This window comes from Micrococcus porci (genome assembly GCF_020097155.1).
GTDB lineage: Bacteria > Actinomycetota > Actinomycetes > Actinomycetales > Micrococcaceae > Micrococcus > Micrococcus porci.
Map to the genome: position 1 here is coordinate 916,344 of NZ_CP083691.1, position 25,545 is coordinate 941,888.

25 protein-coding genes and 1 pseudogene are annotated in these 25,545 nt (G+C 75.0%); 20 read left to right on the forward strand and 6 right to left on the reverse strand.

Annotation, left to right across the window (positions count from 1 at the left end; all coding sequences use genetic code 11):
• Window positions 1–20: 20 nt before the first annotated feature.
• Window positions 21–398, reverse strand: coding sequence for an RNA-binding S4 domain-containing protein (locus KW076_RS04395; RefSeq protein WP_224356390.1), 378 nt, complete (start codon window positions 396–398; stop codon window positions 21–23).
• 13 nt (window positions 399–411) lie between these two features.
• Window positions 412–1,731, reverse strand: coding sequence for a histidinol dehydrogenase (gene hisD / locus KW076_RS04400; RefSeq protein WP_224356391.1), 1,320 nt, complete (start codon window positions 1,729–1,731; stop codon window positions 412–414).
• Between the two features lie 90 nt (window positions 1,732–1,821).
• On the opposite strand from hisD, the gene KW076_RS04405 reads away from it, so the two are divergent.
• Complete coding sequence (locus tag KW076_RS04405; protein ID WP_224356392.1) at window positions 1,822–3,345, forward strand: mechanosensitive ion channel family protein; 1,524 nt, start codon at window positions 1,822–1,824, stop codon at window positions 3,343–3,345.
• A gap of 45 nt (window positions 3,346–3,390) precedes the next feature.
• Here KW076_RS04405 and KW076_RS04410 read toward each other — a convergent pair whose 3' ends face one another.
• Both KW076_RS04410 and KW076_RS04415 read right to left on the reverse strand, forming a co-directional pair.
• Window positions 3,391–3,912 carry a universal stress protein gene (locus KW076_RS04410; protein ID WP_224356393.1) on the reverse strand — a complete coding sequence of 174 codons (522 nt, stop codon included), beginning with the start codon at window positions 3,910–3,912 and terminating at the stop codon, window positions 3,391–3,393.
• An 85-nt stretch (window positions 3,913–3,997) separates the two neighbouring features.
• Complete coding sequence (locus KW076_RS04415) at window positions 3,998–4,813, reverse strand: MBL fold metallo-hydrolase (protein WP_224356394.1); 816 nt, start codon at window positions 4,811–4,813, stop codon at window positions 3,998–4,000.
• Between the two features lie 12 nt (window positions 4,814–4,825).
• Here KW076_RS04415 and KW076_RS04420 point away from each other — a divergent pair, with 12 nt between their 5' ends.
• The 5 genes from KW076_RS04420 (at window position 4,826) to KW076_RS04440 (ending at window position 11,022) form a co-directional block, all read left to right on the forward strand.
• A complete protein-coding gene (locus KW076_RS04420) occupies window positions 4,826–5,977 on the forward strand; it encodes a glutathione S-transferase family protein (RefSeq protein WP_224356395.1) in 1,152 nt (383 codons plus the stop codon).
• A 200-nt stretch (window positions 5,978–6,177) separates the two neighbouring features.
• Window positions 6,178–6,945 (forward strand): LamB/YcsF family protein, encoded by a 768-nt coding sequence (locus KW076_RS04425; RefSeq protein ID WP_224356396.1) that lies wholly within the window; start codon window positions 6,178–6,180, stop codon window positions 6,943–6,945.
• Window positions 6,942–8,609, forward strand: a complete 1,668-nt coding sequence (locus KW076_RS04430; protein WP_224356397.1) for a 5-oxoprolinase subunit B/C family protein — start codon at window positions 6,942–6,944, stop codon at window positions 8,607–8,609. Before KW076_RS04425 ends, KW076_RS04430 begins: the two co-directional genes overlap by 4 nt.
• Window positions 8,606–10,378, forward strand: coding sequence for an acetyl/propionyl/methylcrotonyl-CoA carboxylase subunit alpha (locus KW076_RS04435; RefSeq protein ID WP_224356398.1), 1,773 nt, complete (start codon window positions 8,606–8,608; stop codon window positions 10,376–10,378). Before KW076_RS04430 ends, KW076_RS04435 begins: the two co-directional genes overlap by 4 nt.
• A complete protein-coding gene (locus tag KW076_RS04440) occupies window positions 10,375–11,022 on the forward strand; it encodes a GntR family transcriptional regulator (protein WP_224356399.1) in 648 nt (215 codons plus the stop codon). The genes KW076_RS04435 and KW076_RS04440 overlap by 4 nt, the downstream gene beginning before the upstream one ends.
• 9 nt (window positions 11,023–11,031) lie before the next feature.
• Here KW076_RS04440 and KW076_RS04445 read toward each other — a convergent pair whose 3' ends face one another.
• Both KW076_RS04445 and KW076_RS04450 read right to left on the reverse strand, forming a co-directional pair.
• Window positions 11,032–11,817 (reverse strand): putative hydro-lyase, encoded by a 786-nt coding sequence (locus KW076_RS04445; protein WP_224356774.1) that lies wholly within the window; start codon window positions 11,815–11,817, stop codon window positions 11,032–11,034.
• A 2-nt stretch (window positions 11,818–11,819) separates the two neighbouring features.
• Window positions 11,820–13,079, reverse strand: coding sequence for an NRAMP family divalent metal transporter (locus KW076_RS04450; RefSeq protein WP_224356400.1), 1,260 nt, complete (start codon window positions 13,077–13,079; stop codon window positions 11,820–11,822).
• A 188-nt stretch (window positions 13,080–13,267) separates the two neighbouring features.
• Between KW076_RS04450 and KW076_RS04455 the strand changes: the two genes are divergently transcribed.
• From KW076_RS04455 to KW076_RS04520, 14 genes and pseudogenes are all read left to right on the forward strand, one after another.
• Window positions 13,268–14,005: a VIT1/CCC1 transporter family protein gene (locus KW076_RS04455; protein ID WP_224356401.1), complete on the forward strand. Its 738-nt coding sequence runs from the start codon at window positions 13,268–13,270 to the stop codon at window positions 14,003–14,005.
• Between the two features lie 119 nt (window positions 14,006–14,124).
• Window positions 14,125–15,149 (forward strand): annotated as a pseudogene (locus KW076_RS04460) (alpha-hydroxy acid oxidase).
• A 162-nt stretch (window positions 15,150–15,311) separates the two neighbouring features.
• A complete protein-coding gene (locus tag KW076_RS04465) occupies window positions 15,312–16,364 on the forward strand; it encodes an NAD(P)-dependent alcohol dehydrogenase (protein WP_224356775.1) in 1,053 nt (350 codons plus the stop codon).
• A 92-nt stretch (window positions 16,365–16,456) separates the two neighbouring features.
• Window positions 16,457–17,071 carry a MarR family winged helix-turn-helix transcriptional regulator gene (locus KW076_RS04470; protein ID WP_224356402.1) on the forward strand — a complete coding sequence of 205 codons (615 nt, stop codon included), beginning with the start codon at window positions 16,457–16,459 and terminating at the stop codon, window positions 17,069–17,071.
• A gap of 346 nt (window positions 17,072–17,417) precedes the next feature.
• Window positions 17,418–17,654 (forward strand): 50S ribosomal protein L28, encoded by a 237-nt coding sequence (rpmB, locus tag KW076_RS04475; protein ID WP_224356403.1) that lies wholly within the window; start codon window positions 17,418–17,420, stop codon window positions 17,652–17,654.
• A gap of 1 nt (window position 17,655) precedes the next feature.
• Complete coding sequence (gene rpmG, locus KW076_RS04480; RefSeq protein ID WP_017488899.1) at window positions 17,656–17,823, forward strand: 50S ribosomal protein L33; 168 nt, start codon at window positions 17,656–17,658, stop codon at window positions 17,821–17,823.
• Window position 17,824: 1 nt separating this feature from the next.
• Complete coding sequence (gene rpsN / locus KW076_RS04485) at window positions 17,825–18,130, forward strand: 30S ribosomal protein S14 (RefSeq protein ID WP_224356404.1); 306 nt, start codon at window positions 17,825–17,827, stop codon at window positions 18,128–18,130.
• Between the two features lie 243 nt (window positions 18,131–18,373).
• Entirely contained in the window at window positions 18,374–18,655 is a 282-nt protein-coding gene (locus KW076_RS04490) for an HU family DNA-binding protein (protein WP_224356405.1), read from the forward strand.
• A gap of 151 nt (window positions 18,656–18,806) precedes the next feature.
• Window positions 18,807–19,487, forward strand: coding sequence for a hypothetical protein (locus KW076_RS04495; RefSeq protein ID WP_224356406.1), 681 nt, complete (start codon window positions 18,807–18,809; stop codon window positions 19,485–19,487).
• Between the two features lie 85 nt (window positions 19,488–19,572).
• Window positions 19,573–20,262 carry a copper resistance CopC family protein gene (locus KW076_RS04500; protein ID WP_224356407.1) on the forward strand — a complete coding sequence of 230 codons (690 nt, stop codon included), beginning with the start codon at window positions 19,573–19,575 and terminating at the stop codon, window positions 20,260–20,262.
• A gap of 174 nt (window positions 20,263–20,436) precedes the next feature.
• Window positions 20,437–21,114, forward strand: coding sequence for a copper chaperone PCu(A)C (locus KW076_RS04505; RefSeq protein ID WP_224356408.1), 678 nt, complete (start codon window positions 20,437–20,439; stop codon window positions 21,112–21,114).
• Complete coding sequence (locus KW076_RS04510; RefSeq protein ID WP_224356409.1) at window positions 21,101–22,447, forward strand: Dyp-type peroxidase; 1,347 nt, start codon at window positions 21,101–21,103, stop codon at window positions 22,445–22,447. Before KW076_RS04505 ends, KW076_RS04510 begins: the two co-directional genes overlap by 14 nt.
• A gap of 31 nt (window positions 22,448–22,478) precedes the next feature.
• Window positions 22,479–24,656 (forward strand): bifunctional copper resistance protein CopD/cytochrome c oxidase assembly protein, encoded by a 2,178-nt coding sequence (locus tag KW076_RS04515; RefSeq protein ID WP_224356410.1) that lies wholly within the window; start codon window positions 22,479–22,481, stop codon window positions 24,654–24,656.
• Window positions 24,653–25,471 carry a hypothetical protein gene (locus tag KW076_RS04520; protein ID WP_224356411.1) on the forward strand — a complete coding sequence of 273 codons (819 nt, stop codon included), beginning with the start codon at window positions 24,653–24,655 and terminating at the stop codon, window positions 25,469–25,471. The genes KW076_RS04515 and KW076_RS04520 overlap by 4 nt, the downstream gene beginning before the upstream one ends.
• Window positions 25,472–25,545 lie beyond the last annotated feature (74 nt).

Genomic DNA, 25,545 nt, shown 5'->3' on the forward strand with positions numbered 1-25,545 from the left:
ATCCGGAAAGGGAGGGCGGGTCAGCCCCGGCCGGTCGAGGCCCGGCCCCGCAGCGCGTCCAGCTGCCGGCGGTCCCGCTTGGTGGGCCGGCCCGCGCCGCGCTCGCGGTAGGGCACCGCGAGCAGCTCACGCGGCACGGGCGGCGGGGAGTGGTCCACGTACTGCTGTCGGGCCACGGGGGCGCCCACCCGCTTGGCGATCAGCCCGGTGACCTCGAGGATCCGCTCGCGTCCGTCCTGGCGCACGCGCACCCGGTTCCCGACGACGACGGGCGTCGCCGCCTTCACGGGCTCACCGTCGATGCGCACGTGGCCCGCGCGCACGGCCGCCGTCGCGGCGGACCGGGTCTTGTACAGCCGCACGGCCCACAGCCACGCGTCGATGCGGACGGCGCCCATCAGCGAGCCCCGCTCACGCGAACCGCGCCCGGACCGCCACGCCGTGGGCGGGCAGGCGCTCGTCCTCGGCGAGGGCGGAGATGCCGTCCGCGAGCGCCTTCAGCCCGGCCTCGCCGTAGCGGATCAGCTGCTGGGAGCGCAGGAACGTCACGGTGTTGAGGCCGGAGGAGAAGCGGGCGGTGCCGGAGGTCGGCAGCACGTGGTTGGACCCGGCGGAGTAGTCGCCCAGCGGCACCGGGGAATATGGGCCCACGAACACGGCGCCGGCGTTGCGCACGCGGGCGGCCAGGGCGTCGGCGTCGCGGGTGTGGATCTCCAGGTGCTCGGTGGCGTAGAGGTCGGAGACCTCGAGGGCCTGCTCCATGTCCCGGACCAGCAGCACGCCGGACTGGGGGCCCGTGAGGGCCACGCGGATCTGCTCCTCGTGGAAGGAGCCCGGCACCTGCGCCTCGACGGAGGCCAGCACGTCGCGCAGGAGGTCCGCGGAGTCGGTGATGAGCACGGACGCGGCCAGCGGGTCGTGCTCGGACTGGCTGATGAGGTCCGCGGCCACCCAGTCGGCGCGGGCGGTGCCGTCCGCGATCACCGCGATCTCCGAGGGGCCGGCCTCGGCGTCGGTCCCGATCACGCCCTGCAGGGCGCGCTTGGCCGCGGCGACGTATACGTTGCCCGGCCCCGTGACCATCCGCACGGGCGCGCAGAGCCAGCCGTCGCCGTCGTCCGCGCGGACGCCCAGGGCGAGCATGGCCACGGCCTGGGCGCCGCCGGCCGCGTAGACCTCGTCCACGCCCAGCAGGGCGCACGCCGCCAGCACCGTGGGGTGGGGCAGGCCGCCGTGGTCCCTCTGCGGCGGGGACGTCACCACCAGGGACTCGACGCCGGCCGCCTGCGCCGGCACCACGTTCATCACCACGGAGGAGGGGTACACCGCGCGCCCGCCCGGCACGTACAGGCCCACGCGCTCCACCGGCACCCAGCGGTTCTCGACGACGGCCCCCTCGCCGAGCTCGACCGTGGAGCCGGACGGCACCTGCGCCGCGTGGACCTTCCGGGCGCGCGCGATCGACTCCTCCAGGGCGGCGCGCACGGCGGGGTCGAGGCCCTCGAGCGCCGCGGTGAGCGCCTCGGCCGGCACGCGCAGGGCCGGCGGACGGACGCCGTCGAACCGCTCCGCCAGGTCCAGGAGGGTCTGCTCGGAGCCCGTGCGCACCTGCTCGATGATCGGGGCGACCACGGGGACGGTGTAGGCCACGTCCACCTCGGCGCGCGGGACGATTGCGGACAGGTCGGCGGCGGCGGTGTCCAGCTCGCGCAGGTCGGTCACGGAGAGCACGGGTTCCTCCTGGGGGTCGAGGGCGGTGCGGTCAGCCTCCATTGTGCTCCGTCCCCGGCGGCGTCCCGGCTCCGGTGTCAGACTGTGCGCATGCCGGTCCCCGCACTCCTCCCCGTCCTCGCCCAGACCGCCTCCTCGGACGCCGCCCTGTCCGACGCGGTGCTCTCCGCCGCGGACCAGGTGGTCCCCGGCTCCGTGGAGCAGGACGTGCAGCAGGGGGCGTCCGCGGCGTCGGCCGCGCTGGGCGTGGAGTGGGCCACGGTGGCCGCGGTGCTGGGCGCGTTCCTGGCGGGCGGGCTCGTGGTCCTGGGCGTGTTCCTCGTCGCCCGGCTGGCGCTGTTCCGCCGGGACCGGCTCAAGGCGGACGCGGCCCGGTTGACGGTGCCCGTCTCCCTGTTCGCGGGCTTCCTCACGGCCCGGGTGGGCCTGGAGGTCATGGCGCACGGCCAGCCCTGGTTCGAGGCCGCGGCGTTCGTCCTGCTGCTCGCCGTCGCCGCCTCCGCGGCCTGGGCGGCCTGGCGGGTGGTGGACGTCGTCGAGTCGGGGATCCTGGCCCGCTACCACCAGCCCGGCGTGAACGACCGGCGGGAGCGCAAGATCCGCACCCAGACCATGCTGCTGCGCCGCGTGCTCAACGCGGTGATCGTGGTGGTGGCCCTCGCCGTCGTGCTGCTGGCCATCCCGCAGGTGCGCTCCCTCGGTGCCGGCCTCCTGGCGTCCGCGGGCCTGATCTCCGTGATCGCCGGTCTCGCGGTCCAGTCCACGCTGACCAACGTGATCGCCGGCTTCCAGCTGGCGTTCACGGACTCCATCCGGGTCGGCGACGTGGTGGACATGCAGGGCGTGTTCGGCACCGTGGAGGAGATCACCCTCTCCAACGTGGTGGTCAAGCTCTGGGACGGTCGCCGCATGGTCTACCCGTCCAAGCACTTCACCAGCGAGCCCTTCGAGAACTGGACCCGTACGGGGGCGGCGGTGGCCGGCGTCGTGGAGATGGACGTGGACTGGCGCGTCCCCATGGACCCGCTGCGGGCGCGGCTCACCGAGCTGCTCGAGTCCACCGACCTCTGGGACGGCCGGGAGAACGCCATGCAGGTGATCGACGCCGTGGGCGGCATGGTCCGCATCCGCGCCGTGGTCTCCGCCAAGAACTCGGGCGAGCTGTGGGATCTGCGCTGCCTCGTGCGCGAGGACCTCGTGGGCTTCCTGCGGGCCGAGTACCCGGAGGGCATCTACACGCAGCGCCTGGTGGAGCGCCGCCCGTCGGACCCCGCCCCGGAGGCGCACGACGACCCCGCCCCGGACGCGCACGACGACGCCGCCCCCGCCGCGGCGCCGGCCGCGCCGGCCCCGTCCGATCGGGGCTCCTCCACCCGGGCCGAGCCGACCCCGCAGACCCGTCCCATGCCCACGGTCACCGGCTCGGTGCCGCTGGCCCGGGCGGGGGAGAACGCCTCCCTCTACACGGGGTCGATCCGCGCCGTGGAGCGGAACCAGGAGATGGACGGCCCCGGCGAGGAGGCCTACGCCGAGCGGCGGGCTCGCGCCGCCGAGCGCGAGGACCGCGCGGCCCGCGACGCCGGCCGCGGCGGGGCGCACGCCGCGCGGAGCTGAGGGCGCCCGCCGTCGTCCTCCGGCCGGCGTCGGGCCGCCCCTCGGTCAGCGGCCGTCGTCGGCGGCGTGCTCGCCCGTGAAGGGGCGCGGGGCGTGCCCCGGCTCGGCGGACGGCATCCCGTGGGTGGCGGGGTCCGTCTCCGCCACGGAGCTCACCGCATCCGGGGTGCGGCCGCGGTACTCCTTCACGGCCAGCACGGGCTGGTCGATCACCTGCAGCAGCTCGTCGGACACCGAGCCCATGACGAACCGCCCGAACCCGCCGCGGCGGCGCAGCCCGACCACCACGATGGACGGGTCCAGCTCGTCCGCCACGGACTTCAGCTCGTCGGCGGTGGAGCGCCCGCGCGCGTACTGGCGGAACTCGGCGGAGACGCCGGAGTCGTCCAGGAGGCGCTGGACCTCCTGCTGCTGCGCCTCCGTCACCAGGGACGGGCTGCGGTGCTCGCCGCCGGGGCCGGCGTTGACCACCACGACGTGCTCGCCGGTCTGACGGGCGACGTCGAGGGCGGTGGACAGGGCGGCCTTGGCGGTCTCGCTGGGCTTGTAGGCCACGAGGATGGTCATGCGGGTTCCTTCCGTTCCCGGGGCGGGGGTGTCCCGCCGCGCTCGCCCGCCACTGTAGACGGGGCCTGCGCGGACCAGGGGGGCGTCAGCCGCGGCGCAGGTAGGCCAGGTGCGCCGCGAGCACCTGCTCGGCCACCCGCGCCACCTGGCCGGTGACCTCGGGGTAAATCACACCCACGAGCTCGGAGGGGGTGACCATGGCGGCCCGGGCCGGGTCCATGCCGTCCAGGGCGCGGCGGAGCTGGAAGAGGCGGCCCTCACGGTGGTCGATGTAGTCCCGGGCGATCACGTCGAGCGGCGCCGGCACCGGCCCGTGGGCCGGCAGCACCGTGAGCGGCCCGGCCGCCTGCAGCCGCGCCAGGGAGGCCAGGTAGTCCGTGAGGGTGCCGTCCGGGTGGTCCAGCATGGTGGTGCCCGCCCCGAGGATGGTGTCCCCCGTGAGCACGGCGCCGTGCGGTCCGGACTCGGGTACCGCGAAGGAGTACGAGTCCGAGGTGTGCCCGGGGGTGTGCCACGCCAGGATCCGCACGCCGGCGCGGACGATCTCCTCGTCCGGGGTCAGCGGCAGCCCGCCCCCGCGGCAGTGCGACGGGTCCGCCGCGCGCACGGGCGCGCCGGTGCCGGCGTGGAACGCGTCGATCCCGCCGGTGTGGTCCGCGTGCCGGTGGGAGACCAGGACCAGCTCGATCCGCCGCCCCTCCGCCGCCTGCCGCACCCGCTCCAGGTGGCCCTCGGCGTCCTCCGCGGGCCCGGGGTCCAGGACGACGGCGGCGTCGGCGTCGTCGGCGAACAGCACGTACGTGTTGGTGCCCGCCAGGGTCATCGGGGAGGGGTTCTGGGCGGTCACGCAGCGCACCAGCGGGGCGGGCGTGAGGCCGGGCGTGGCGGGGGTCGTCGTCATAGGCTCGAGTGTATGGAGGATCAGCAGACCGGCCAGGCCGCGGACCGCGGCACCATCGACACGCGCGAGGCGCTCACGGGCAACTACGTGCAGTCCGGGGCGGAGTTCACGCGGGACACGGACTACATCGCGGACCGGATCGTGGCGGACCCGGAGGCCGTGCGGGCACTGCCCGTGGCCGAGCCGTCCACGGTCGGCCGCGTGGGCGGCGGGCTCACCGAGGGGGCCGAGGCGTGGCCCGTCGAGGCGGGCCGCTACCGGCTCGTGGCGGCGCGGGCATGCCCGTGGGCGAACCGGACGATCATCGTGCGGCGCCTGCTCGGCCTGGAGGACGCGATCTCGCTGGGCACCCCGGGGCCGACCCACGACGAGCGATCCTGGACCTTCGACCTCGACGCCGGCGGGAAGGACCCCGTGCTCGGCACCGAGCGGCTCCAGGAGAACTACTTCACGCGCTTCCCCGACTACCCGCGGGGCATCACCGTCCCGGCGATCGTGGACGTGCCGACGGGCGGCGTCGTGACCAACGACTACCCGCAGATCACCCTCGACCTCTCGACGGAGTGGACCGCGTTCCACCGCGACGGCGCCCCGCAGCTGATCCCCGACGCCGGGCCGGAGCGGGACGAGATGTTCGAGGTGATCGAGCGCGTGTTCACCGAGGTGAACAACGGCGTGTACCGGTGCGGCTTCGCGGGTTCGCAAGAGGCGTACGACGCCGCGTACGAGCGGCTGTGGGCCGCGATGGACTGGCTCGAGGAGCGCCTGACGACGCGCCGCTTCCTGATGGGGGAGCGGATCACCGAGGCCGACGTGCGGCTGTTCACCACGCTGGTGCGGTTCGACCCCGTGTACCACGGGCACTTCAAGTGCAACCGGAACAAGCTGACCGAGATGCCGGCGCTGTGGGGCTACGCGCGGGACCTGTTCCAGACCCCGGGCTTCGGGGACACGATCGACTTCGCCCAGATCAAGGAGCACTACTACGTGGTGCACGAGGACATCAACCCGACGGGCATCGTGCCCGCCGGCCCGGACCTCTCCGGCTGGACGACCGAGCACGGCCGCGCCGACCTTGGCGGCGACCCCTGGGGCGGCGGCACCGCCCCGGGCCCGGTGCGCGACGACGAGCGGGTCGACCCGGAGCACACGCCGCTGCGGTGAGGTCGCTCGGCCCGGCCCGCAACGCGGGTTGAGTTATCGCGGGTCCTGGGCGGGAACACCCGCGATAACTCAACCCGCGTTGGCGTGCGGACCGGGTGAGCGCCACGAGGGCGCGCCGTGGATTGTTGAACAACCGCCCCTCATGCCTCAAGATTGTGTGACCGGCACCTCAGCCGGGTCCGATCCGAGAGGACTGCACTGTGTCTCACGCGCCGCAGATCGACCTGAACTCCGACGTCGGCGAGTCCTTCGGCTCGTGGACGATGGGGGACGACGCCGCCATCATGCCCTCCGTCTCCTCGGCCAACGTCGCCTGCGGGTTCCACGCGGGGGACCCCTCCGGCATCGCCGCGACCTGCCGGGCGGCCGTCGCCGCGGGCGTCACCATCGGCGCGCACGTGGGCTACCGGGACCTCGCCGGCTTCGGCCGCCGCTTCCTGGACTGCTCGCCCACCGAACTCGCCGACGACGTGCTCTACCAGATCGGCGCGCTCGAGGCCCTGGCGGGCGCGGCCGGCGCCACCGTGCGCTATGTGAAGCCGCACGGCGCGCTCTACAACACGATCGTCCACCATGAGGAGCACGCCCAGGCCGTGGTCGACGGCGTCGCCGCCTTCGGCGCGGACCTGCCCCTCCTCCTGCTGCCCGGCTCGGTGGCCCTGGAGAAGGCCGAGAAGGCCGGCCTGCGCGGGGTGGCCGAGGCCTTCGCCGACCGCGGCTACACCCCGCAGGGCACGCTCGTCTCCCGCCGCGAGCCCGGCGCCGTCCTGCACGACGAGGACGAGGTGGCCGCCCGCATGGTGCGCCTGGCCACCGAGGGCGTCGTCACCGCCGTCGACGGCTCGGACGTGCGCGTGGCCGCGGAGAGCATCTGCGTCCACGGCGACACGCCCGGTGCCGTGTCCATGGCCGCCGCCGTCCGCCGCGCCCTCGAGGACGCCGGCGTCACGATCGCGTCGTTCGCGTGAGCGGGACGCAGGCGCCCGGGGCCGCGACGCCCCGCCCGATCCGCGCGGTCGGCACGCAGGCCTTCCTCGTGGAGTGCGCGTCCCTGGCCGACGTCATGGCCGTCCACGCCCACCTCGTGGCCCACCCCGAGCGCGGCCAGCGCCAGGTGCTCTCCGCCGCCCGGACCGTGCTGGTGACCTTCACCTCCCAGGCCGCGGCGCAGCACGCCGCGCCGCGCGTGGCCGCCCTGGACCCGGACGCGCAGGACCGCGACGCCGGGCGGACCGTGGAGATCCCCGTGGTGTACGACGGCGAGGACGTCGCCGAGGTCGGCCGCCTCACCGGGCTCTCGCCCGAGGCCGTGGTCCGCGCCCACGTGGAGACGGACTGGTTCGCCGCGTTCGGCGGCTTCGCCCCCGGCTTCCTCTACTGCGCCGCCGAAGCCCCGCCCTTCGACGTGCCTCGCCGGGACTCCCCGCGCACGGCCGTCCCCGCCGGCGCCGTGGCCGTGGCCGGTCAGCTCTCAGCCGTGTACCCGCGCACCTCGCCCGGCGGCTGGCAGCTGCTCGGGCACACCGACGCCGTGATGTGGGACCTGGGCCGCGAGCGCCCCGCCCTCCTCGAGCCCGGCGACCGGGTGCGCTACGTCCCCGTGCGCGCCGAGGCCGTGCGGGGCGCCGCCCCCGCCGCCGAGGCGCCCGCGGAGGACACCCTCGTCGCCGCCCACACCCCTGACGCCGGTGAAGCCTCCGCCCCCGGCCTCACCGTGGCGGACCCGGGCCTGTTCACGCTGCTGCAGGACCTCGGCCGGCCCGGGCTGGGCGACCTCGGCGTGGTGGCCTCCGGCGCCGCCGACCGCGACGCCGCCCGCCAGGCCAACCGCCTGGTCGGCAACGCCTCCGGCGAGGCCGTCCTCGAGACCGTCCTCGGCGGCCTGGCGCTGACCGCCCGCGGGGACCAGGTCCTCGCCCTCGCCGGCGCCGAGGCCACCGGCGTCGTCACCGGGCCCGGGGGCGTCGCCCGTCCGGTCTCGCCGCGCACCCCGTTCCCGCTCCTGGACGGGGAGACCCTCACCGTGCAGGAGCCGACCGCCGGCCTGCGCGTCTACGTGGGCGTGCGCGGCGGCCTCGAGGCCCCGCGCACCCTGGGCAGCCGCGCCACGGACACCCTCTCCGGGCTCGGCCCCGCCCCGCTCACCGCCGGCCAGGCCCTGGCCCGCCACGCGGACCTCGACGCGCCGCGCGCCGGCGTCGTGCCCGTGGGCGACCCCGAGGCGCCGCTGCGGCCCATGCCCGCACCCGGCGGGACCGCCGTGCTGCGCGTGGTGCCCGGCCCGCGCGACGACTGGTTCGGCCCGGCCGGCCTCGAGCGGCTGACCGCCCAGGAGTGGGCGGTCAGCCAGCAGACCGACCGGATCGGTGTCCGGCTCACGGCCGGTGAGGCCGGTCCGCTCGAGCGCATCCGCACCGGGGAGCTCGCCTCCGAGGGCGCCGTGCGCGGGGCGCTCCAGGTGCCCCCGTCCGGCGAGCCCGTCCTCTTCCTCGCGGACCATCCCGTCACCGGCGGCTACCCGGTGATCGGCGTCGTGGCCCGCGCCGACCTCGGCCTGGCCGCCCAGCTGCCCCCGGGCGCCCGCGTCCGCTTCGTCCTGCATCCCCAGCCCTCCCAGGAGCCCACCGCATGAGCACCCCGTCCACCACAGCCTCCCGCCCCGTCACCCGGGTGCTGATCGCCAACCGCGGGGAGATCGCCGTGCGCGTGGCCCGCGCCTGCCGGGACCACGGGATCGCCTCGATCGCCGTGTACTCGGACCCGGACGCCCAGGCCATGCACGTGGCCGTCGCGGACGAGGCGTACGCGCTGCCGGGTTCCACGTCCGCGGAGACCTACCTGGACATCGCCGCCGTGCTCGACGTGGCCCGCCGCTCCGGCGCGGACGCCGTGCACCCGGGCTACGGGTTCCTCTCCGAGAACGCGGACTTCGCGCAGGCTGTGATCGACGCCGGCCTCACCTGGATCGGCCCGTCCCCGCAGGCCATCCGCGACCTGGGCGACAAGATCACCGCCCGCGCGATCGCCCAGCGCGCCGGCGCCCCGCTGGTGCCCGGCTCGGACGGCCCGGTGCCGGACGCGGCCGCGGCGCGCGCCTTCGCCCAGGAGCACGGCCTGCCGATCGCCATCAAGGCGGCGTTCGGCGGCGGCGGCCGCGGCATCAAGGTGGTCCGCGAGCTCTCCGAGGTCGAGGACGCCTTCGAGTCGGCCGTCCGCGAGGCCGTGGCCGCGTTCGGCCGCGGGGAGTGCTTCGTGGAGCGGTTCCTGGACCGCCCGCGGCATGTGGAGGCGCAGGTGCTCGCCGACGAGCACGGCGCCGTGGCGGTGCTGGGCACCCGTGACTGCTCCCTGCAGCGCCGCAACCAGAAGCTCGTGGAGGAGGCCCCGGCCCCGTTCCTCACGGACGAGCAGCGGCAGCGCATCCACACCTCGGCCCGGGAGATCTGCCGCGCCGCCGGCTACACCGGCGCCGGCACCGTGGAGTACCTCGTGGCCCCGGACGGGCTGATCAGCTTCCTCGAGGTGAACACCCGCCTCCAGGTGGAGCACCCCGTCACGGAGGAGGTGTTCGGGGTGGACCTCGTCCGCGAGCAGTTCCGCATCGCCGCCGGCGAGCCCCTGTCCATCCCGGAGGACCCCGCCCCGCGCGGCCACGCGATCGAGTTCCGCCTCAACGCGGAGGACCCGGCCCACGGCTTCCTGCCGGTGCCCGGGCCCGTCGAGGCGTTCGAGGCGCCCACCGGCCCCGGCGTGCGCATGGACTCCGGCGTCCGCACCGGCTCCGTGGTCCCCGGCGAGTACGACTCGCTGCTGGCCAAGCTGATCGTCGTCGGCGAGGACCGCTCCCAGGCGATCGCCCGCGCCCGCGACGCCCTGGCCGAGCTGCGGATCGAGGGCGTGCCCACGGTGGTGCCCTTCCACCGCGCCGTGCTGGAGGAGGAGGCCTTCACCTCCGCCGAGGCCCTGGGCGTCTACACCACGTGGATCGAGTCCGAGTTCGCCGCACCGCTGGCGGCCTCCCCGCACCTGGGCGCCTCGGTGCCCGGCGGCGGCCGCACCACGGTCACGGTGGAGGTGGACGGCCGCGCCGTCCGACTCGGCCTGCCCGCGGACCTCCACGCGGCCCTGCTCGGCGGCGGGGGTGCCCGCACCGGGGCCTCCGCCCCGGCGGAGCAGTCCGTGGACGAGGGCGCCGTGACCTCCCCGGTCACCGGCACGCTCGCGTCATGGAAGGTCGAGGACGGCGCACAGGTGGCTGAAGGTGACACCATCGCCGTCGTGGAGGCGATGAAGATGGAGACCCCGGTGCGCGCCCCGCGCGCCGGTCGGGTCGAGCGCGCGGCCGGGGACGCCCCGGCCGCCGTGACGCGCGGTCAGGTGCTCGCCTCCGTGCGCGCATGACCGCGCCCGCCGCGCAGGGTGCGGCGGACGCCCTGCGACGGCGGATCGGCGAGGCGCGTCTGCAGCCCGGCGAGCGACTGGGCGAGGTCGCGCTGGCGGCCGAGCTCGGTGTGAGCCGCAACAGCCTCCGGGAGGCCTTCTCCGAGCTGGCGGTCGAGGGCCTCGTGGTGCGACGGCCCCACCGCGGCGTGTTCGTGGCCGCCCCCGGCGCAGAGGACGTCCGCGGTCTCTACCGCACCCGCCGCGTGATCCAGCTCGGCGCCCTGCAGCACGGCTGGCTCACCCCGGCGGCCGAGGAGCGGATCGGCCGGTCCGCGGAGCTGCTGGGCCGGCCCGAGCCCGCGGTGCGGGAGCTGGGCGACGCGAACCACCTGCTGCACCTGGGGATCGTGGACCTGGCCGCCTCGCCCGACCTCAGCAGGGTGATGTCGTCTGTGCTGGCGCGGGTGCGGCTGTCCTTCCTGCCCCTGGACCTGGAGACGGGCCTGCACCAGGCGTTCGCCGAGCGCAACCGGTGGATCGCCGGGCGCCTCCTGGCGGGGGACCTGGACGCCGTGCACGCCATGCTGGAGGGCTACCTCGACGAGGCGGAGGCGTTCGTGCTGCGCCACCTCGACGGCGCCGCCCACGGCCTCCGGGGCTGAGCGGACCGCTCAGGGGATCTGGAACGTCCGGTCCGGGATGTCGGTGATGAGCATGTGCCCCGGGGCGTGGCTGATCGCCAGCGGCGGGCGCGATTCCATCACCGCGGCCTGCGGAGTCACCCCGCACGCCCAGAACACCGGCAGGTGCCCCGGGGGCACCTCGACGGCGTCGCCGAAGTCCGGCGCGGAGAGGTCGGCGATGCCCAATGCGGCCGGGTCGCCCACGTGGACCGGGGCACCGTGCACCGACGGGTAGCGGGACGTGATCCGGACCGCGTCGGCCACCCGGTCCGCGGGGATGGGCCGCATGGAGACCACCAGCGGCCCGGAGAGTCGCCCGGCGGGGACGCACCGCCGCGTGGTGCGGTACATGGGCACGTTCACCCCGGCGTCCTGGTGGGCGATGCGGATGCCCTCGGCCACGAGCGCGGACTCGAAGGTGAAGGAGCAGCCGATCAGGAACGTGACCAGGTCGTCTCGCCACACCTCGAGCAGGTCGGTGGGTCGGCCCACCGGCACGCCGTCCTCGTAGACGACGTACTGGGGGACGTCCGTGCGGACGTCCCCGTCGACGGCGGGGCCGCGGACCTCGCCGGCCTCGAGGACGCCCAGCAGGGGCAGGGCCTTGGGGTTGCGCTGCGCGAACAGCAGGACGTCCCAGGCGAGGTCCTGCGGGACGACCATCAGATTCGCCTGGGCGAACCCGTCGGCGATCCCGGCCGTGGGACGCACCAGCCCGGCACGGAAGCGCTCGCGCGCCTCGGCCGGGCCGGTGCCGCCGTGGAGGGCGGTCATGCTCACGCCCCGGTGATCATCTGGACCATGGGCAGGAAGCCGCGCACCGCGATGAACACGGACAGGAGCCAGGACAGCGCACCGATCACCAGCAGCCAGGTCGGGTAGCGGTAGCCGCCCAGCAGGTCCCGGCGGCGCCACGCCACCCACAGCAGGGCCGCGAAGCCGATCGGCAGGATCATGCCGTTGAACGCGCCGGCGAACACCAGCAGGGTCTGCGGGGTCTGGCGCAGCGCCAGGTACAGCACGGTGCAGACCACGATGAACGCGACGGTCAGCAGGTTGCGCGTGCGGGTCGTCGTCGTGGACTTCGTCACGAAGCTCACGGAGGTGTAGGACGCGCCGATCACGGAGGTCAGGGCGGCCGCCCAGAGCACGATGCCGAACATGCGCAGGCCGATGTCGCCGGCGGCGGCCTGGAAGGCGGAGGCCGCCAGGTTGTCCTTGGCCAGGGCCACGCCGGAGGCGACGACGCCGAGGATCGCCAGGAACAGCAGGACGCGCATGACGCCGGTCACCAGGATGGACAGCACGGAGCTGCGGGTGATGGCCTCGACGTCGTCCACGCCCTTCACGCCGGAGTCGATCATGCGGTGGGCGCCGGCGTAGGTGATGTAGCCGCCGATGGTGCCGCCCACGAGGGTGACGATCACGAAGAAGTCGACCTTCTCCGGGAACACGGACTGGCGCAGGGCCTCGCCCACGGGCGGGGCGGAGGTGACGGCCACGTAGAGCATGAGCAGGATCATGACGGCGCCGAGGACGACGACGATCCGGTCCAGGGCCACACCGGCGCGCTTGGAGAGGAACACCAGCAGGGCGATCACGGCGGAGACGGCGCCGCCGATCAGCGGGTCCACGCCGAGCATGGCGTTGGCGCCGAGGCCCGTGCCGGCGATGTTGCCGATGTTGAAGACGAGGCCGCCGACGAACACGAGGACGGCCAGCACCCAGCCCAGGCCGGGGAGCACGCTGTTGGCCAGCTCCTGCGCGCGCATGCCGGAGACGCCGATCACGCGCCACACGTTCATCTGCACGGCGATGTCGATCAGGATCGAGACGAGGATCGCGAAGGCGAAGGCGGCGCCGAGCTGGACCGTGAAGGTCGCCGTCTGGGTGATGAAGCCGGGCCCGATCGCCGAGGTGGCCATGAGGAACATGGCCCCGAGGAGGGCGGTGCGCCGGTTGGACGAGGAGGCCTGGACGGCCTCGCCCGCCGCGGCGTCCCCGCGCGCGTGCGCGGTGGGATCTGCGTGGGACACGGTGGTCTCCTGTTCCTGGGGCGCCGGACGTGGTGACGGTCATCACATGACGCTGCGGGAAGCCTACCGGTTGTTCAACAACAGCGGCAACATCGTTCAACGATGCGTCCCGGGTGGGCCGGGCGGCCCGGGCGAGGTTGGGCTGTCCTTGGTGGCGGGGGTCCGGGGGCCCGGCCAGGATGGTGGCCATGTCGCACAGCACCGCCCCGGCCGCCCCCTCCTCCTACCCCGACGAGCCCCACGCCCAGACCGGCGTCCACGCCCGCCTGAACTGGCTGCGCGCCGGCGTCCTCGGCGCCAACGACGGCATCGTCTCCGTCGCCGCCACCGTGGTGGGCGTAGCCGGCGCGACGACGGCCGTCACCCCCGTCCTGCTGGCCGGCACGGCCGCCGTCGTCGGCGGCGCCGTGTCCATGGCGCTGGGCGAGTACGTGTCCGTCTCCTCCTCCTCGGACTCCCAGAAGGCGATGATCGCCAAGGAGCGCCGCGAGCTGGCCGAGGACCCCGAGGGCGAGCTCGAGGAGCTCGTCGGCCTCTACGAGGCCGAGGGCCTCTCCCGCGACACCGCCGAGCAGGTCGCCCGCGAGCTCACCGCCAACGACCCGGTCACCGCGCACCTGCGCATGGAGCTCGGCATGGCCGAGGAGGACGTGGTCAGCCCCTTGGCCGCTGCCGGCGCCTCCTTCATCGCGTTCCTGGTGGGCGCGCTGCTGCCGTTCCTGGCGATCCTGCTCTCCCCGGTGGGCGTCCGCGTGCCCGTCACCTTCGGCGTGACCCTCGTGGCCCTGGCGGTCACCGGCTACCTCGGCGCCTGGCTGGGCAACGCCCCCGCCGTGCGCGCCATGGTGCGCGTCGTCGTCGGCGGCGCCCTGGCCCTGGCGCTCACCTTCGGCGTGGGCACCTGGCTGGGCGTGGGCGTCGCCTGACCGCGCCCGGGGCCCGATCCGTGGCGGAGGGTCACGTGGCGGATGGTGCGGAGGTGGGCGGCCATCGCCGCTGCGGCGGCCTCGGGGTCCTGGTCGGCCACGGCGTCCAGGATCGCAGCGTGCTCGCACCGCTGCTCAAGATCACCCCGCCTTCCCTCGGCCGCACGGCACGCCTGGCCAAGGCCGCCGACGTCGCGGACCTGCGCCGCATCGCGAAGCGCCGCACCCCGACCGCCGCGTTCGACTACGTGGACGGCGCGGCCAAGCGGGAGGTGACCGCGCGCCGCGCCCGTGAGGTCTTCGACTCGGTGGAGCTCCTGCCGCGGATCCTGCACGGGGTGGCGGAGCCGACGGCGACCGCTGGTTCCAGCTGTACCTCTGGAAGGACCGCGACCGCGCCCGCGACCTCATCGAGCGCGCCGCGGCGTCCGGCTACACCGCCCTGCTGGTCACGGTGGACACCCCCGTGGCGGGCCAGCGCCTGCGGGACGTCCGCAACGGCATGACCATCCCGCCGAAGATCTCGCTCAAGACCGTGCTCGACGCGTCCTACCGGCCGGAGTGGTGGTTCGACTTCCTCACCACGGAGCCGCTGACGTTCGCGTCGCTCTCGGACTCGGCCGGGGACCTGCCGAGCATCATCAACGGCATGTTCGACCCCACGCTGGACCTCCACGACCTCGAGTGGATCCGCTCCGTGTGGCTGGGCAGGCTGATGGTCAAGGGGGTCCTCACCCGCGAGGACACGCGCCGTGCGCTGGACACCGGGGCGGACGGGCTCGTGGTCTCCAACCACGGCGGGCGGCAGCTGGACCGCGCGCCCGTGTCCCTCCAGGCCCTGCCCGAGGTCCGCGACGAGGCGGGGCCGGACGTGCCGATCATCCTGGACTCCGGCATCACCACGGGCGAGGACATCGTGGCTGCGCTCGCGCTCGGCGCCGACTTCACGCTGATCGGCCGCGCCTACCTCTCCGGCCTCATGGCCGGCGGTCAGGAGGGCGTGCGGCGCGTCATCGAGCTGCTCGCCCAGGAGGTGAGGGTGGCCATGTCCCTCATGGGCGCCGCGACGACGGCGGACCTCACCCCGGCCAGCGTGCGCGCGCCGTGGCTGCGGGACGGCCAGGTCGTGCGGTCGGGGGACTGAGGCCGGACGGGCTCTGCCGTCTTCGAGCCGATCGCGCCGCTGCGGGAGGACGGGGCCGCGTCCACCGGACCCGGCGCGGACCGGGACTGTCGCGGCGCTGGAAGCCTTGGGAGAATCGTGCTGGACCCGCTCCACCGACCCCAGGAGGATCCCGTGGTCACCATGCGTGCCGTCCGGTTCGAGGCCTACCAGCAGTTCCCCGCACTCAAGGACGTCGAGAAGCCTGTCCCCGGGCCGGGCGAGGCCCTCCTGAAGGTGGCCGGCGCCGGCGCCTGCCACTCGGACGTCGCGGTCTACTCCGAGTTCCAGCCGGGCATGAACCCGCTGATCGACCCGGAGTACACCCTCGGCCACGAGACCTCCGGCTGGGTGGAGGAGCTCGGCGACGGCGTCGTCGGCCTGGAGAAGGGCGAGGCCATGCTGGTCTACGGCCCCACCGGCTGTGGCCGCTGCCGCGCCTGCTCGCGCGGCCAGGACACCTACTGCGAGAACGTGGCCGCCATGGCCGCGGCGGCCGTCGGCCTGGGCCGCGACGGCGGCATGGCCGAGTACGTGTCCGTCCCGGCCCGCAACCTCGTGCCCCTGGGTGACGCCGACCCGATCCCGGCCTCGGCCCTCGCCGACGCCGGCCTCACGCCGTACCACGCCGTGAAACTGGCACTGCCCACGCTCGGCCGCCCCGGCGCCTGCGCCCTCGTCGTCGGCCTCGGCGGCCTGGGCCTCATGGCCGTGCAGATCATCAAGGCCCTCACCGGCGCCACCGTGATCGCCACGGACATGAAGGAGGACGCCATGGCCCAGGCAGAGGCCTACGGCGCCGTCACCGTGCCCGGCGGCGAGGGCCAGGTGGAGCGCATCCGCGAGCTCACCGGGGGCCGCGGCGTCGACGCCGCCTTCGACTTCGTGGGCGTCGCGGCCACCGCGCGCCTGGCCCTGGACTGCGCCGCGGTGCAGTCCAGGGTGACGATCGTGGGCCTCGGCAACGGCTCCACGATCGACTGGTCCTTCCTCTCCACGCCCTACGAGGCCGAGCTCGTCTCCACCTACTGGGGCACCCTCGAGGAGCTGCACGAGGTCGCGCGCCTGTACCGGGACGGCAGGATCGAGCCGCTGCACACCACCTACTCCCTGGACGACGCCCTGCAGGCCTACCGCGACCTGCAGGACGGGAAGGTGGCCGGGCGCGCCGTCGTCGTCCCGCACGGCGGCGCCTGATCGGTCCTCGCCGGCGGTCGGGCGGGTCCGGGAGGTGACACGCCCGACCGCGTGGTTCGCCTATCGCGACCTGACCTGCAACGATGTCGCGCATGACCAAAGATGCCCACCATGAGAAGGACGCGAACGCGCACCCGCCGTTGCCGCCATTACCGCCGGTCTGGCTGAAGGACGCGGGCTGCTCGGGGGCCGACCTGGCCGCCTGGATCGCCCTGCTGCAGGCGGCCAGCGCCCTGCAGGCCCGCGTGGAGTCGGACATGCACCGCGGGGCGGGGGTCACGCCGTTCGAGGCGCACTTCCTGGCGGTGCTCAAGGAGGCCGGCGGCGAGCCGCTGGCGATGAGCCGGGCCGCGCACCTCGTCGACTCCTCGCTCTCCCGCCTCTCCCACGTGGTGCGCCGGCTCGAGGCCCGCGGCTGGGTGGAGCGTCTCCCGTCGCCCGAGGACGCGCGGGTGACCCTCGTGCGCCTCATGGACGAGGGCCGGCGGCGCATCGACGCCGCCGCGGGGCCGCACCGGGCGCTGATGGAGGATGTGTTCGTCACCGCCCTGGACGCGGCTGATCGGCAGGAGGCGGCCCGCCTCAGCCTCAAGCTGCTGGGCGTGCTGCGTCCGGGCCACTGGCTCTTCACCGAGCCGACCGGCCCGGACGAGGGCGCCGATCCCGACGCCGCCTCCCATGTGGGGGAGCCCCTGACGTCGAGTTGATCCGGGGGGTGGGCTCGCGTACCATGGAACGGCGCACGCGCGTTGTTCCTGCGTTCCCCGGCGTTTCGCCGCGGGACTCGGGTCGGAAAGGCAGCGCGCTCCCGCAGACCGGATCCCGGCGCCCTCGGCAGAGGCCGCGCCGGGGCTCACCCACCCAGCGATCTGAAGGCACTTCGGTTGGCTCTCACCCAGCCTGGTTCACCTTTTCGAGAAGTCGCAGTAAGAGTGCGGTGTCCACACCCGGGGCGGGGCTCTCAGGCAGGCCGTGGACGCATCCGTGCGCCCGGGGCGTGCCGCACGCGGGTTCCGCCCGTCCTTTTACTACTACTTGCCACGAGGAGTGATCATGGCAGCACATTGCCAGGTGACCGGGGCTGGGCCGGGGTTCGGCCACAGCATCTCCCACTCGCACCGCCGCAACAAGCGCCGGTTCGACCCGAACATCCAGAAGAAGACCTACTGGGTCCCCTCCCTGCGCCGCAACGTCACGCTGACGCTGTCCGCGAAGGGCATCAAGACCATCGACGTGCGCGGCATCGACGCCGTCGTCGCCGACCTCATCTCGAAGGGAGTGAAGCTCTGACATGGCCAAGGACAAGGACGTTCGTCCGATCATCAAGCTGAAGTCCACCGCGGGCACCGGGTACACCTACGTGACCCGCAAGAACCGCCGCAACAACCCGGATCGCATCACTCTCAAGAAGTACGACCCGGTCGTCCGCAAGCACGTCGACTTCCGAGAGGAGCGCTGACATGGCCAAGAAGTCCAAGATCGCCAAGAACGAGCAGCGCAAGGTCATGGTGGCGCGCAACGCCGAGAAGCGCCTCGAGCTCAAGAAGACCCTGATCGACCCGAACGCGTCGGACGAGGCCCGCGAGGCCGCCCGCGTCGGTCTGCAGAAGCTGCCCCGCGACGCCTCCCCGGTGCGCGTGCGCAACCGCGACGCCATCGACGGCCGTCCGCGCGGCACCTTCCAGCGCTTCGGCATCTCCCGCGTGCGCTTCCGCGAGATGGCGCACCGCGGCGAGCTGCCCGGCGTGACCAAGTCCTCCTGGTGAGCTGAGGCCCGCCTGGCGCGGGCTTCGGCGGCCGGACCGACGACGGCGGCGGCCCTCCTCAGGGAGGGTCGCCGCCGTCGTCGTCCACGGGCCAGGGGCGCCCGAAGCCTGCGGGGGTGGAAAAGTCGCGGAATCACGCGGATCGGATGGGGCGTGGGCGCCGCGGAAATGGTACGTTCGCACCTGGAAGCCCGGTCCGCACCGGACCGGGAGCCTGAAACCGCTGTCCCACAGGGAGGAACCATGGCCATGAACCGCAAGGAGCTCGTCGCCGCCGTCGCTGAGCGCTCCGGCAACACCCAGGCCGCCGTGTCTGACGTGCTGGACGCCCTCTTCGAGGCGTTCACCGCGCAGGTCAAGAAGGGCGAGAAGGTGTCCATCCCCGGCTGGCTGGCCGTGGAGCGCACCGAGCGCAAGGAGCGCACCGGCCGCAACCCGCGCACCGGCGAGGAGATCACCATCCCGGCCGGCTACTCCGTGAAGGTCACCGCCGGCTCCAAGCTCAAGGCCGCCGCCTCCGAGTGATCCGGCCGCGGCGCCGCCACGGCGCCAGCCACCGTACGCACGGGCGTCCCATCCTCACGGGTGGGGCGCCCGTCGTCGTCCGCGGCCCCGGTAGACTGGAGGCCTCGCGAGGGCGCGACGCCCCCGCCCGCATCCGGCGAAGGAGGAGCGCATGGGCACCCCGACCCCCGTGCCCTCCCGTGCCGTGGCCGGCCCCGCCCGCGTGCTGCGCGGGGCCGCCGGCGCGCTGGCCATGACCCTGCTGGCCGCCCTCTTCCACTCGGCCGCGGCGTCCACGCCCCTGCCCGCGCCGGCGCTCCTGCTCTTCTCGGCCGTGCTCGCGGCCCCCGTGTGCACCCTGCTGGCCGGCCGCGCGCTTTCCCTGTGGCGCACCGCCGCCGCCGTGGCCGTGGCCCAGGGCCTGTTCCACGCGCTCTACTCCGTCGCCGCGGGCGGCCGGTCCGTGGCGACGGCGGCCGGGGTCGCGCCGGCGCACCTCGCCCACTCCCACGTCGGCGCGGCGCGGCCCCTGCTGACCGTGGACGCCGCCTCCGAGACGTCGGCCCACGCCGCCCACGCCGGGACCCCGGGCATGCTCCTGGCGCACCTGGCCGCCGCCGCGCTCACCGTGGCCGTCCTGCGCCACGGCGAGCGGATGCTCGTCGCGGCCGCGGAGCGCGTGCTGCAGGCGGCCCCCGTGTGGCGGCTGCTGGTCGCTCTGGCGGCCGGCCTCCTCCCGACTCCCCGCCCCGTGCGGGTCCCGGCCTGGCGCGCCCCGAGCGCGCCGGCCGCCGTCGTCGTCCTCGCAAGCCCCGGACGGCGGGGTCCGCCGGCGTTCGCCCTCGCGGCCTGAGCTCCGCGCTCGGGACGCCCTCGCGCGCACCCGCCCCTACGACTCGGACCGGCCGGCCCCGCCCGGCACGGCCGGGGAGGACCCCATGAACCCCACTCCGATGCACCCCTCCACCCCCCGGCGCGCCGCCCGTGCGGCGGCCGCGCTGACCCTGCTGCCCGGCCTGGCCGTGGCGGCGGCCGCCCCGGCCCTCGCCCACGATGAGCTGCTGAAGGCCGTCCCCGCCGACGGAGCAGCCCTCGCCGAGGCGCCCGACGCCGTCTCCCTGACGTTCTCCGGCGACCTGATCTCCGGTCAGGGCATCCAGAGCATCGTCCGGGTCACGGACGCCGCCGGGAACCAGTGGCAGAAGGGGGACGTCCAGGTCTCCGGCCCCACGCTGACCGCACCGCTGTGTCCGGATCTGGCGCAGGGGGAGTACACGGCGGCGTACCGCGTCGTGTACTCGGACGGGCACTCCGAGGAGCAGTCGCTGGACTTCTCCGTCACGGACCCGTCCGCCCCCGCGGCCGGCACCGCGCCCTCCGGGTGCGGCGTGGCTGCGGCCGGGACGGCCTCGTCCACGGCGGCACCCGCCTCCTCGGCCGAGCAGACCGGAGCGGAGCAGTCCGGGGCGGCCTCGACCCCGGCGGCCGCCTCCTCGACTCCGGCGGAGTCCGGCGCCTCCGCAGGCGTCCCGGCGACGGTGTGGATGCTCGGCGCGGCCGGCGTCGCGGTGATCGCGGTGGGCCTGGCCGTGATGGGCCGCAAGGCGCGCGCCCTCGGCCGGGACTGACCCGGCACGTCCTCCGGGCCCGTCCCCGCGGACCGGCCCCGTCCCGGGTGTGCCGCACCCTGCGTGCGCCCACCCCTCCCACGCGTCCTCTGCGTGACGCGCATCCTGCCCGCCCGACGGGGACGGGCCCCTTCCGCGCGGCCTGAGCCGCGCCCTCCTGACGAGGAACACGACATGACCATGAAGCACCCCTCCCAGACCGTCTCCCGCCGCCTGTCCCTCGCCGCGCTCGCCGCGGCCGGCTCCCTGGCCCTCGCCGCGTGCGGCGGCGCCTCGGCGCCGGCGTCCTCGTCCTCCTCCGCGGCGGCCTCCTCGGCCACCGCCACCACCCCGGAGGCGGCCGGGTCGGCCGCGTCGTCGTCGGCCACCGCGGCGGACAGCTCCGCGGCCCCGCTGACCATGACCGACGCCTGGACCAAGGCCACCGACGGCGCCATGACCGGCTCGTTCGGCACCCTGGAGAACACCTCCGACGCCCCCGTCCACGTGGTGGCCGTGACCTCCGACCGGACGGACCGCGTGGAGCTCCACGAGATGGCCGCCGACGGCAAGGGCCAGATGACGATGCAGCAGTCCCCGGACGGGTTCACCGTCCCGGCGGGCGGGACGTTCGAGCTGGTCCCCGGCGGCGACCACGTGATGTTCATGGGCCTGACGCAGCCCGTGAAGGCGGGCGCCGAGGTGAGCTACACCCTGAAGACCGAGGACGGTCGGACCCTCGAGGTCACCTCCGTGGCCCGCCCGTTCACCGGCGCCGACGAGTCCTACCACGGCGGCGAGGCCTCCTCGTCGATGTCCGGCATGGGCATGAACTCCTCCATGCCCGCGGGGTCCGGCCATGCCGACCACTGACCCCTCCCGCCGTGGAGTCCTGTTCGGGCTCGGCGCGGTGGGCGGCGGCCTCCTCGGCGGAGCGGTCGGCTACGGGGCGGGGGCCGCGCAGGCGACCCCCGCCCCGGGCGGGGCACCCTCCGGGGTGGACGCGTCGCCGTCGGGCGTCATGGAGGACACGGGGCTCGAGGGCGAGGTCGGCCGTGCCGGCTGGGCCGAGCCCGGGGGAGAGGCCTCCCGCGTGGCGGTCAGCTCGCCCGTGGGCACGGACACGGTGCCGTTCCACGGGCCGCGCCAGGCCGGCGTCGACACCCCCGCGCAGACCCACGCGATGCTCGTCGCCCTGGACCTGCTGCCGGAGACGGACCGGGCCGGGGTGCGCGCGCTGCTGCGCCTGCTCTCCGACGACGCCGCCCGCCTCACCCAGGGGCGCGCCACCCTCGCGGACACCGAGCCGGAGCTGGCGGCCGCGCCGGCCCGGCTCACGGTGACCTTCGGGTTCGGTCCGGAGCTGCTGGCGCGTGTCGCCCCGGAGAGGGCCCCCGCGTGGCTGAAGCCGCTGCCGGCGTTCCCCACGATCGACGCGCTGGAGGACCGCTGGTCCGGCGGGGACCTGCTGCTGCAGATCTGCGGCGACGACAGGATCTCCGTGGCCCACGCCCGCCGCATGCTCGGCAAGGTCGCCCGCCCCTTCGCCGAGGTGCGCTGGGTGCAGGAGGGCTTCCGGGCGGCCCGCGGCACCCACCCGACCGGCACCACCATGCGCAACCTCTTCGGGCAGGTGGACGGCACCGCCAACCCGCAGGGCGGCTCGCCCGCCCTGGAGCGGATCGTCTGGGGCGCCGGGCAGGAGGCGGCGGACCTCGGGATCGCCCCGTGGATCCCGGACGGCACGTCCCTGGTGGTGCGCCGGATCGACATGCTCATGGACACGTGGGACGAGCTGGACCGCCCGGCCAAGGAGAAGGTGATCGGCCGGACCCTCGGCACGGGCGCCCCGCTCACGGGCGAGCTCGAGACCGACGCCCCGGACCTGGAGGCGATCGGGCCCACGGGCTTCCCCGTGATCCCGGACACCGCCCATCTGCGCCGGGCGCGCGGGCCGGAGCCGGAGTACGGGATGCTGCGCCGCGGCTACAACTACGACGACGGCGCCGGGGCCTCCGGCACGGGTGCGGGGCTGATCTTCGCCGCCTTCCAGGCGGACGTGGACCGGCAGTACATCCCGGTGCAGGAGCGCCTGGCCGCGTCCGACCACCTCAACCTGTGGACGCGCCCCGTGGGCTCGGCCGTCTTCGCGATCCCCCCGGGCTGCGCCGAGGGCGGGTTCGTGGGGGACGTCCTGTTCGCCTGAGCCGTCCACCGACGATGGGAGAATGAGGACCATGCCCACCTCGACCGCCGTGCCCCCCGCCACCGCCCAGCACCCCCTGGGGGTGCCGCGGCCGGTGCTGCTGGGGGCCGCCGTCGTCGGCGTGCTGGCCCTGGTGCTGGCCGCCTGGTTCGCCGGGGTGACCGCCCCGCGCGAGCTCTCCGACCCCGGGGCGCTCACCCGCTGGGGCGTGCCCGTCGGCAAGGCTGTGAACAACGCGGCCATGGCCGTGACCATCGGTGCCCTGATCTTCGCCGCGGGCATCCTGCCCCCGCACGCCGCCGGGACGGAGCGGTGGCACCGCTCCCCCCGGCAGCGCGCGCAGGACGCGGAGGAGGGCCCCCGGCCCGAGCACCCCGCGTTCGGGCGCGTCATGGCGGTGGCTGCCGCCGCCGCGGGCGTGTGGACGGTCGCGGCGCTGGCCGTGGGCGTCCTCTCCTACTCGGACCTGGCCGGCATCCCCGTCTCCGCCGGGGGCTCGTTCACGGACGGCCTGCTGGCCTACACCCTCGACATCTCCGTGGGCCGGGCGTGGTTCTGGGTGACGGTGATCGCCGCGGTGGTCACCACCCTGGCCATCGGCGTGCGCTCCCACACCGGCCTGTTCTGGACCGGCGTCCTCGCGATGCTCGGCATCGTGCCGCTGGCCCTGATCGGCCACGCCGCCGGCGGCGACGACCACTACGGCGCCGTGAACTCCATCGGCCTGCACCTGCTCGGCGTCGTCGTCTGGGTGGGCGGCCTGCTGGTGCTCGCCCTGATCTCCGACACCCTCGTGGGCCCCAACGGGGCGCAGGGACGCGGCGCCAGCCTGCGCCGCCAGGGCCCGGCCCCCCTGCTCCACACCGTCGTCTCCCGGTACTCGGTGCTCGCCGGGCTCGGCCTGGTCACCGTGGCCCTCTCCGGCGTGGTCAACGCGTCCATCCGCATGGACGACCCCGCCCAGCTGCTCAGCCCCTACGGCACCATGGTCCTGACCAAGGCCGGTGCCGTCCTGCTGCTCGGCGGCATCGGCCTGCTGCACCGGCGCTGGATCATCCCCCGCCTGGACGACGACGGCGCCGCCGAGTCCCCGCCCGCCGCGCGCCGGCTGCTGTGGCAGCTGATCGCCGTCGAGGCCGTGGTCATGGCCGCCGTGGTCGGCGTGTCCGCCGTGCTGGCCCGCACCGCCCCGCCCGTGCCCGAGGAGCTGGCCCCGGACGCCACACCCGCGCGCATCCTCACCGGCTACGAGCTGCCGCCCGAGCTCACCGGCGACCGCTGGTTCACCATGTGGCGCTGGGACTGGCTGTGGGTCGCGATCATCGCGTTCCTGGCCGTCTGGTACGTCCGCGCCGCGTGGCAGCTGCGCCGCCGCGGCGACCGCTGGCCCGTGTTGCGCACCCTCAGCTGGCTCATCGGCCTGGCCGTGCTGGCGTGGGCCACCTCCGGGGCCCCGGCCGTGTACGGCATGGTGCTGTTCAGCGCCCACATGGTGGGGCACATGGTGCTGACCATGATCGTCCCGCTGTTCCTGGTGCTGGGCGCCCCGATCACCCTGGCCCTGCGCGCCCTGCCCGCCCGCACAGACGGCACCCGCGGGCCGCGCGAGTGGATCCTGTGGATCGTGCACTCCCCGTGGGGCGCGTTCATCACCAACCCGATCGTGGCGGGCGTGAACTTCGCCGGCTCGATCCTGGTGTTCTACTACACGGACTTCTTCCGGTTCTCCCTGGAGACGCACGTGGGCCACGAGTTCATGAACGTGCACTTCCTGCTCACCGGGTTCATCTTCGCCACCGTCATGGTGGGCGCGGACCCGCTGCCCAGCCGGCCGCCGTACCCGCTGCGGCTCGTGCTGCTGCTGGCGACCATGGTGTTCCACGCGTTCATCGGCGTGGCCATGACCACCTCGACGGGCCTGCTGCAGGCCTCCTGGTTCGGCAGCATCGGCCGCGACTGGGGCCCGGACGCACTCACCGACCAGCACATCGGCGGCGGCATCATGTGGGGCATCGGCGAGTTCCCCACCGTGCTCATGGCCGTCACCGTGGCCGTCCTCTGGGCCCGTTCGGACACGAAGACCGCCGCCCGGCTGGACCGCCGCGCCGACCAGGACGGCGACGCCGAGCTCGCCCGCTGGAACCAGATGTACGCCGCGATGAACCACCCCGGCGCCGACCAGGACCCTGCCCGAGGAGACCGCCCGTGAGCGCCGACCGCACCCGCCCCCGCCCCGCCGTCCGCCGCCTCGCCGTGGCCTCCTCGGGCGCGGCGCTCGCGGCCGTGCTCCTGGCGGGCTGCGCCTCCGGGGGCGACGCCGCCGCCTCCTCCGGCGCGCAGGCGGCGGGGCCGTCGTCGTCGGCCGCCACGGGAGGCTTGGACCTGGGCGACCGCGTGGACCAGCGGCGCGCCGAGGCCGCCGCGGCGCGCGCGGCCAGCTTCGGGTTCACCCGGCAGGACGCGGTCGGGGCCGACCAGATCGCGGCCGCGCGTGGGGACGCCGCGGACCGCGCCGCCGACGACGGCCGGACCACCGTGGAGCCCGCCCGCTGCCAGGCGCCCCTGGCCGCCCTCGACTTCTCACCGATCCTGCTGGACCAGGAGGAGGTGAGCCGCGTGGACGTGGGCACGGACAGCTTCGCGGGCACGGGCACCGTCGAGGTCGCCACGCTGGACGGTCCCGGACGCCAGCGGGTGGAGGAGCACCTGCAGACCGTCAACACGCTCCTCGCGGACTGCCGGGACATGACCGTCACGACCCGCGACGCCGACGGAGCCCGCACCTACCGCCTGCAGATGAGCGCCGCCGGCCTCTCCGACGGCAGCCCCGCTCAGTCCGGGCTGGTCTGGACGCAGACCCCGGCCGGCCGGGACGAGCCCGCCACCGCGGCGCAGATCCTGACCGCGGTGGGCCCGGAGGACGTCGTCATGGTCTCCTTCACCGGCCAGCCGCAGGCCGCGGAGCGCCAGTTCACCGTGATGGCCGAGGAGATGCTCGCCGCCGCCGGCACCGTGACCCGCTGACCCCCGCGGCGCGGGGCGCGCGTCGCGAGGTGACATGCGGCGTCCGCTCCCGGCGGACGCCCGCCGGGCGTGGG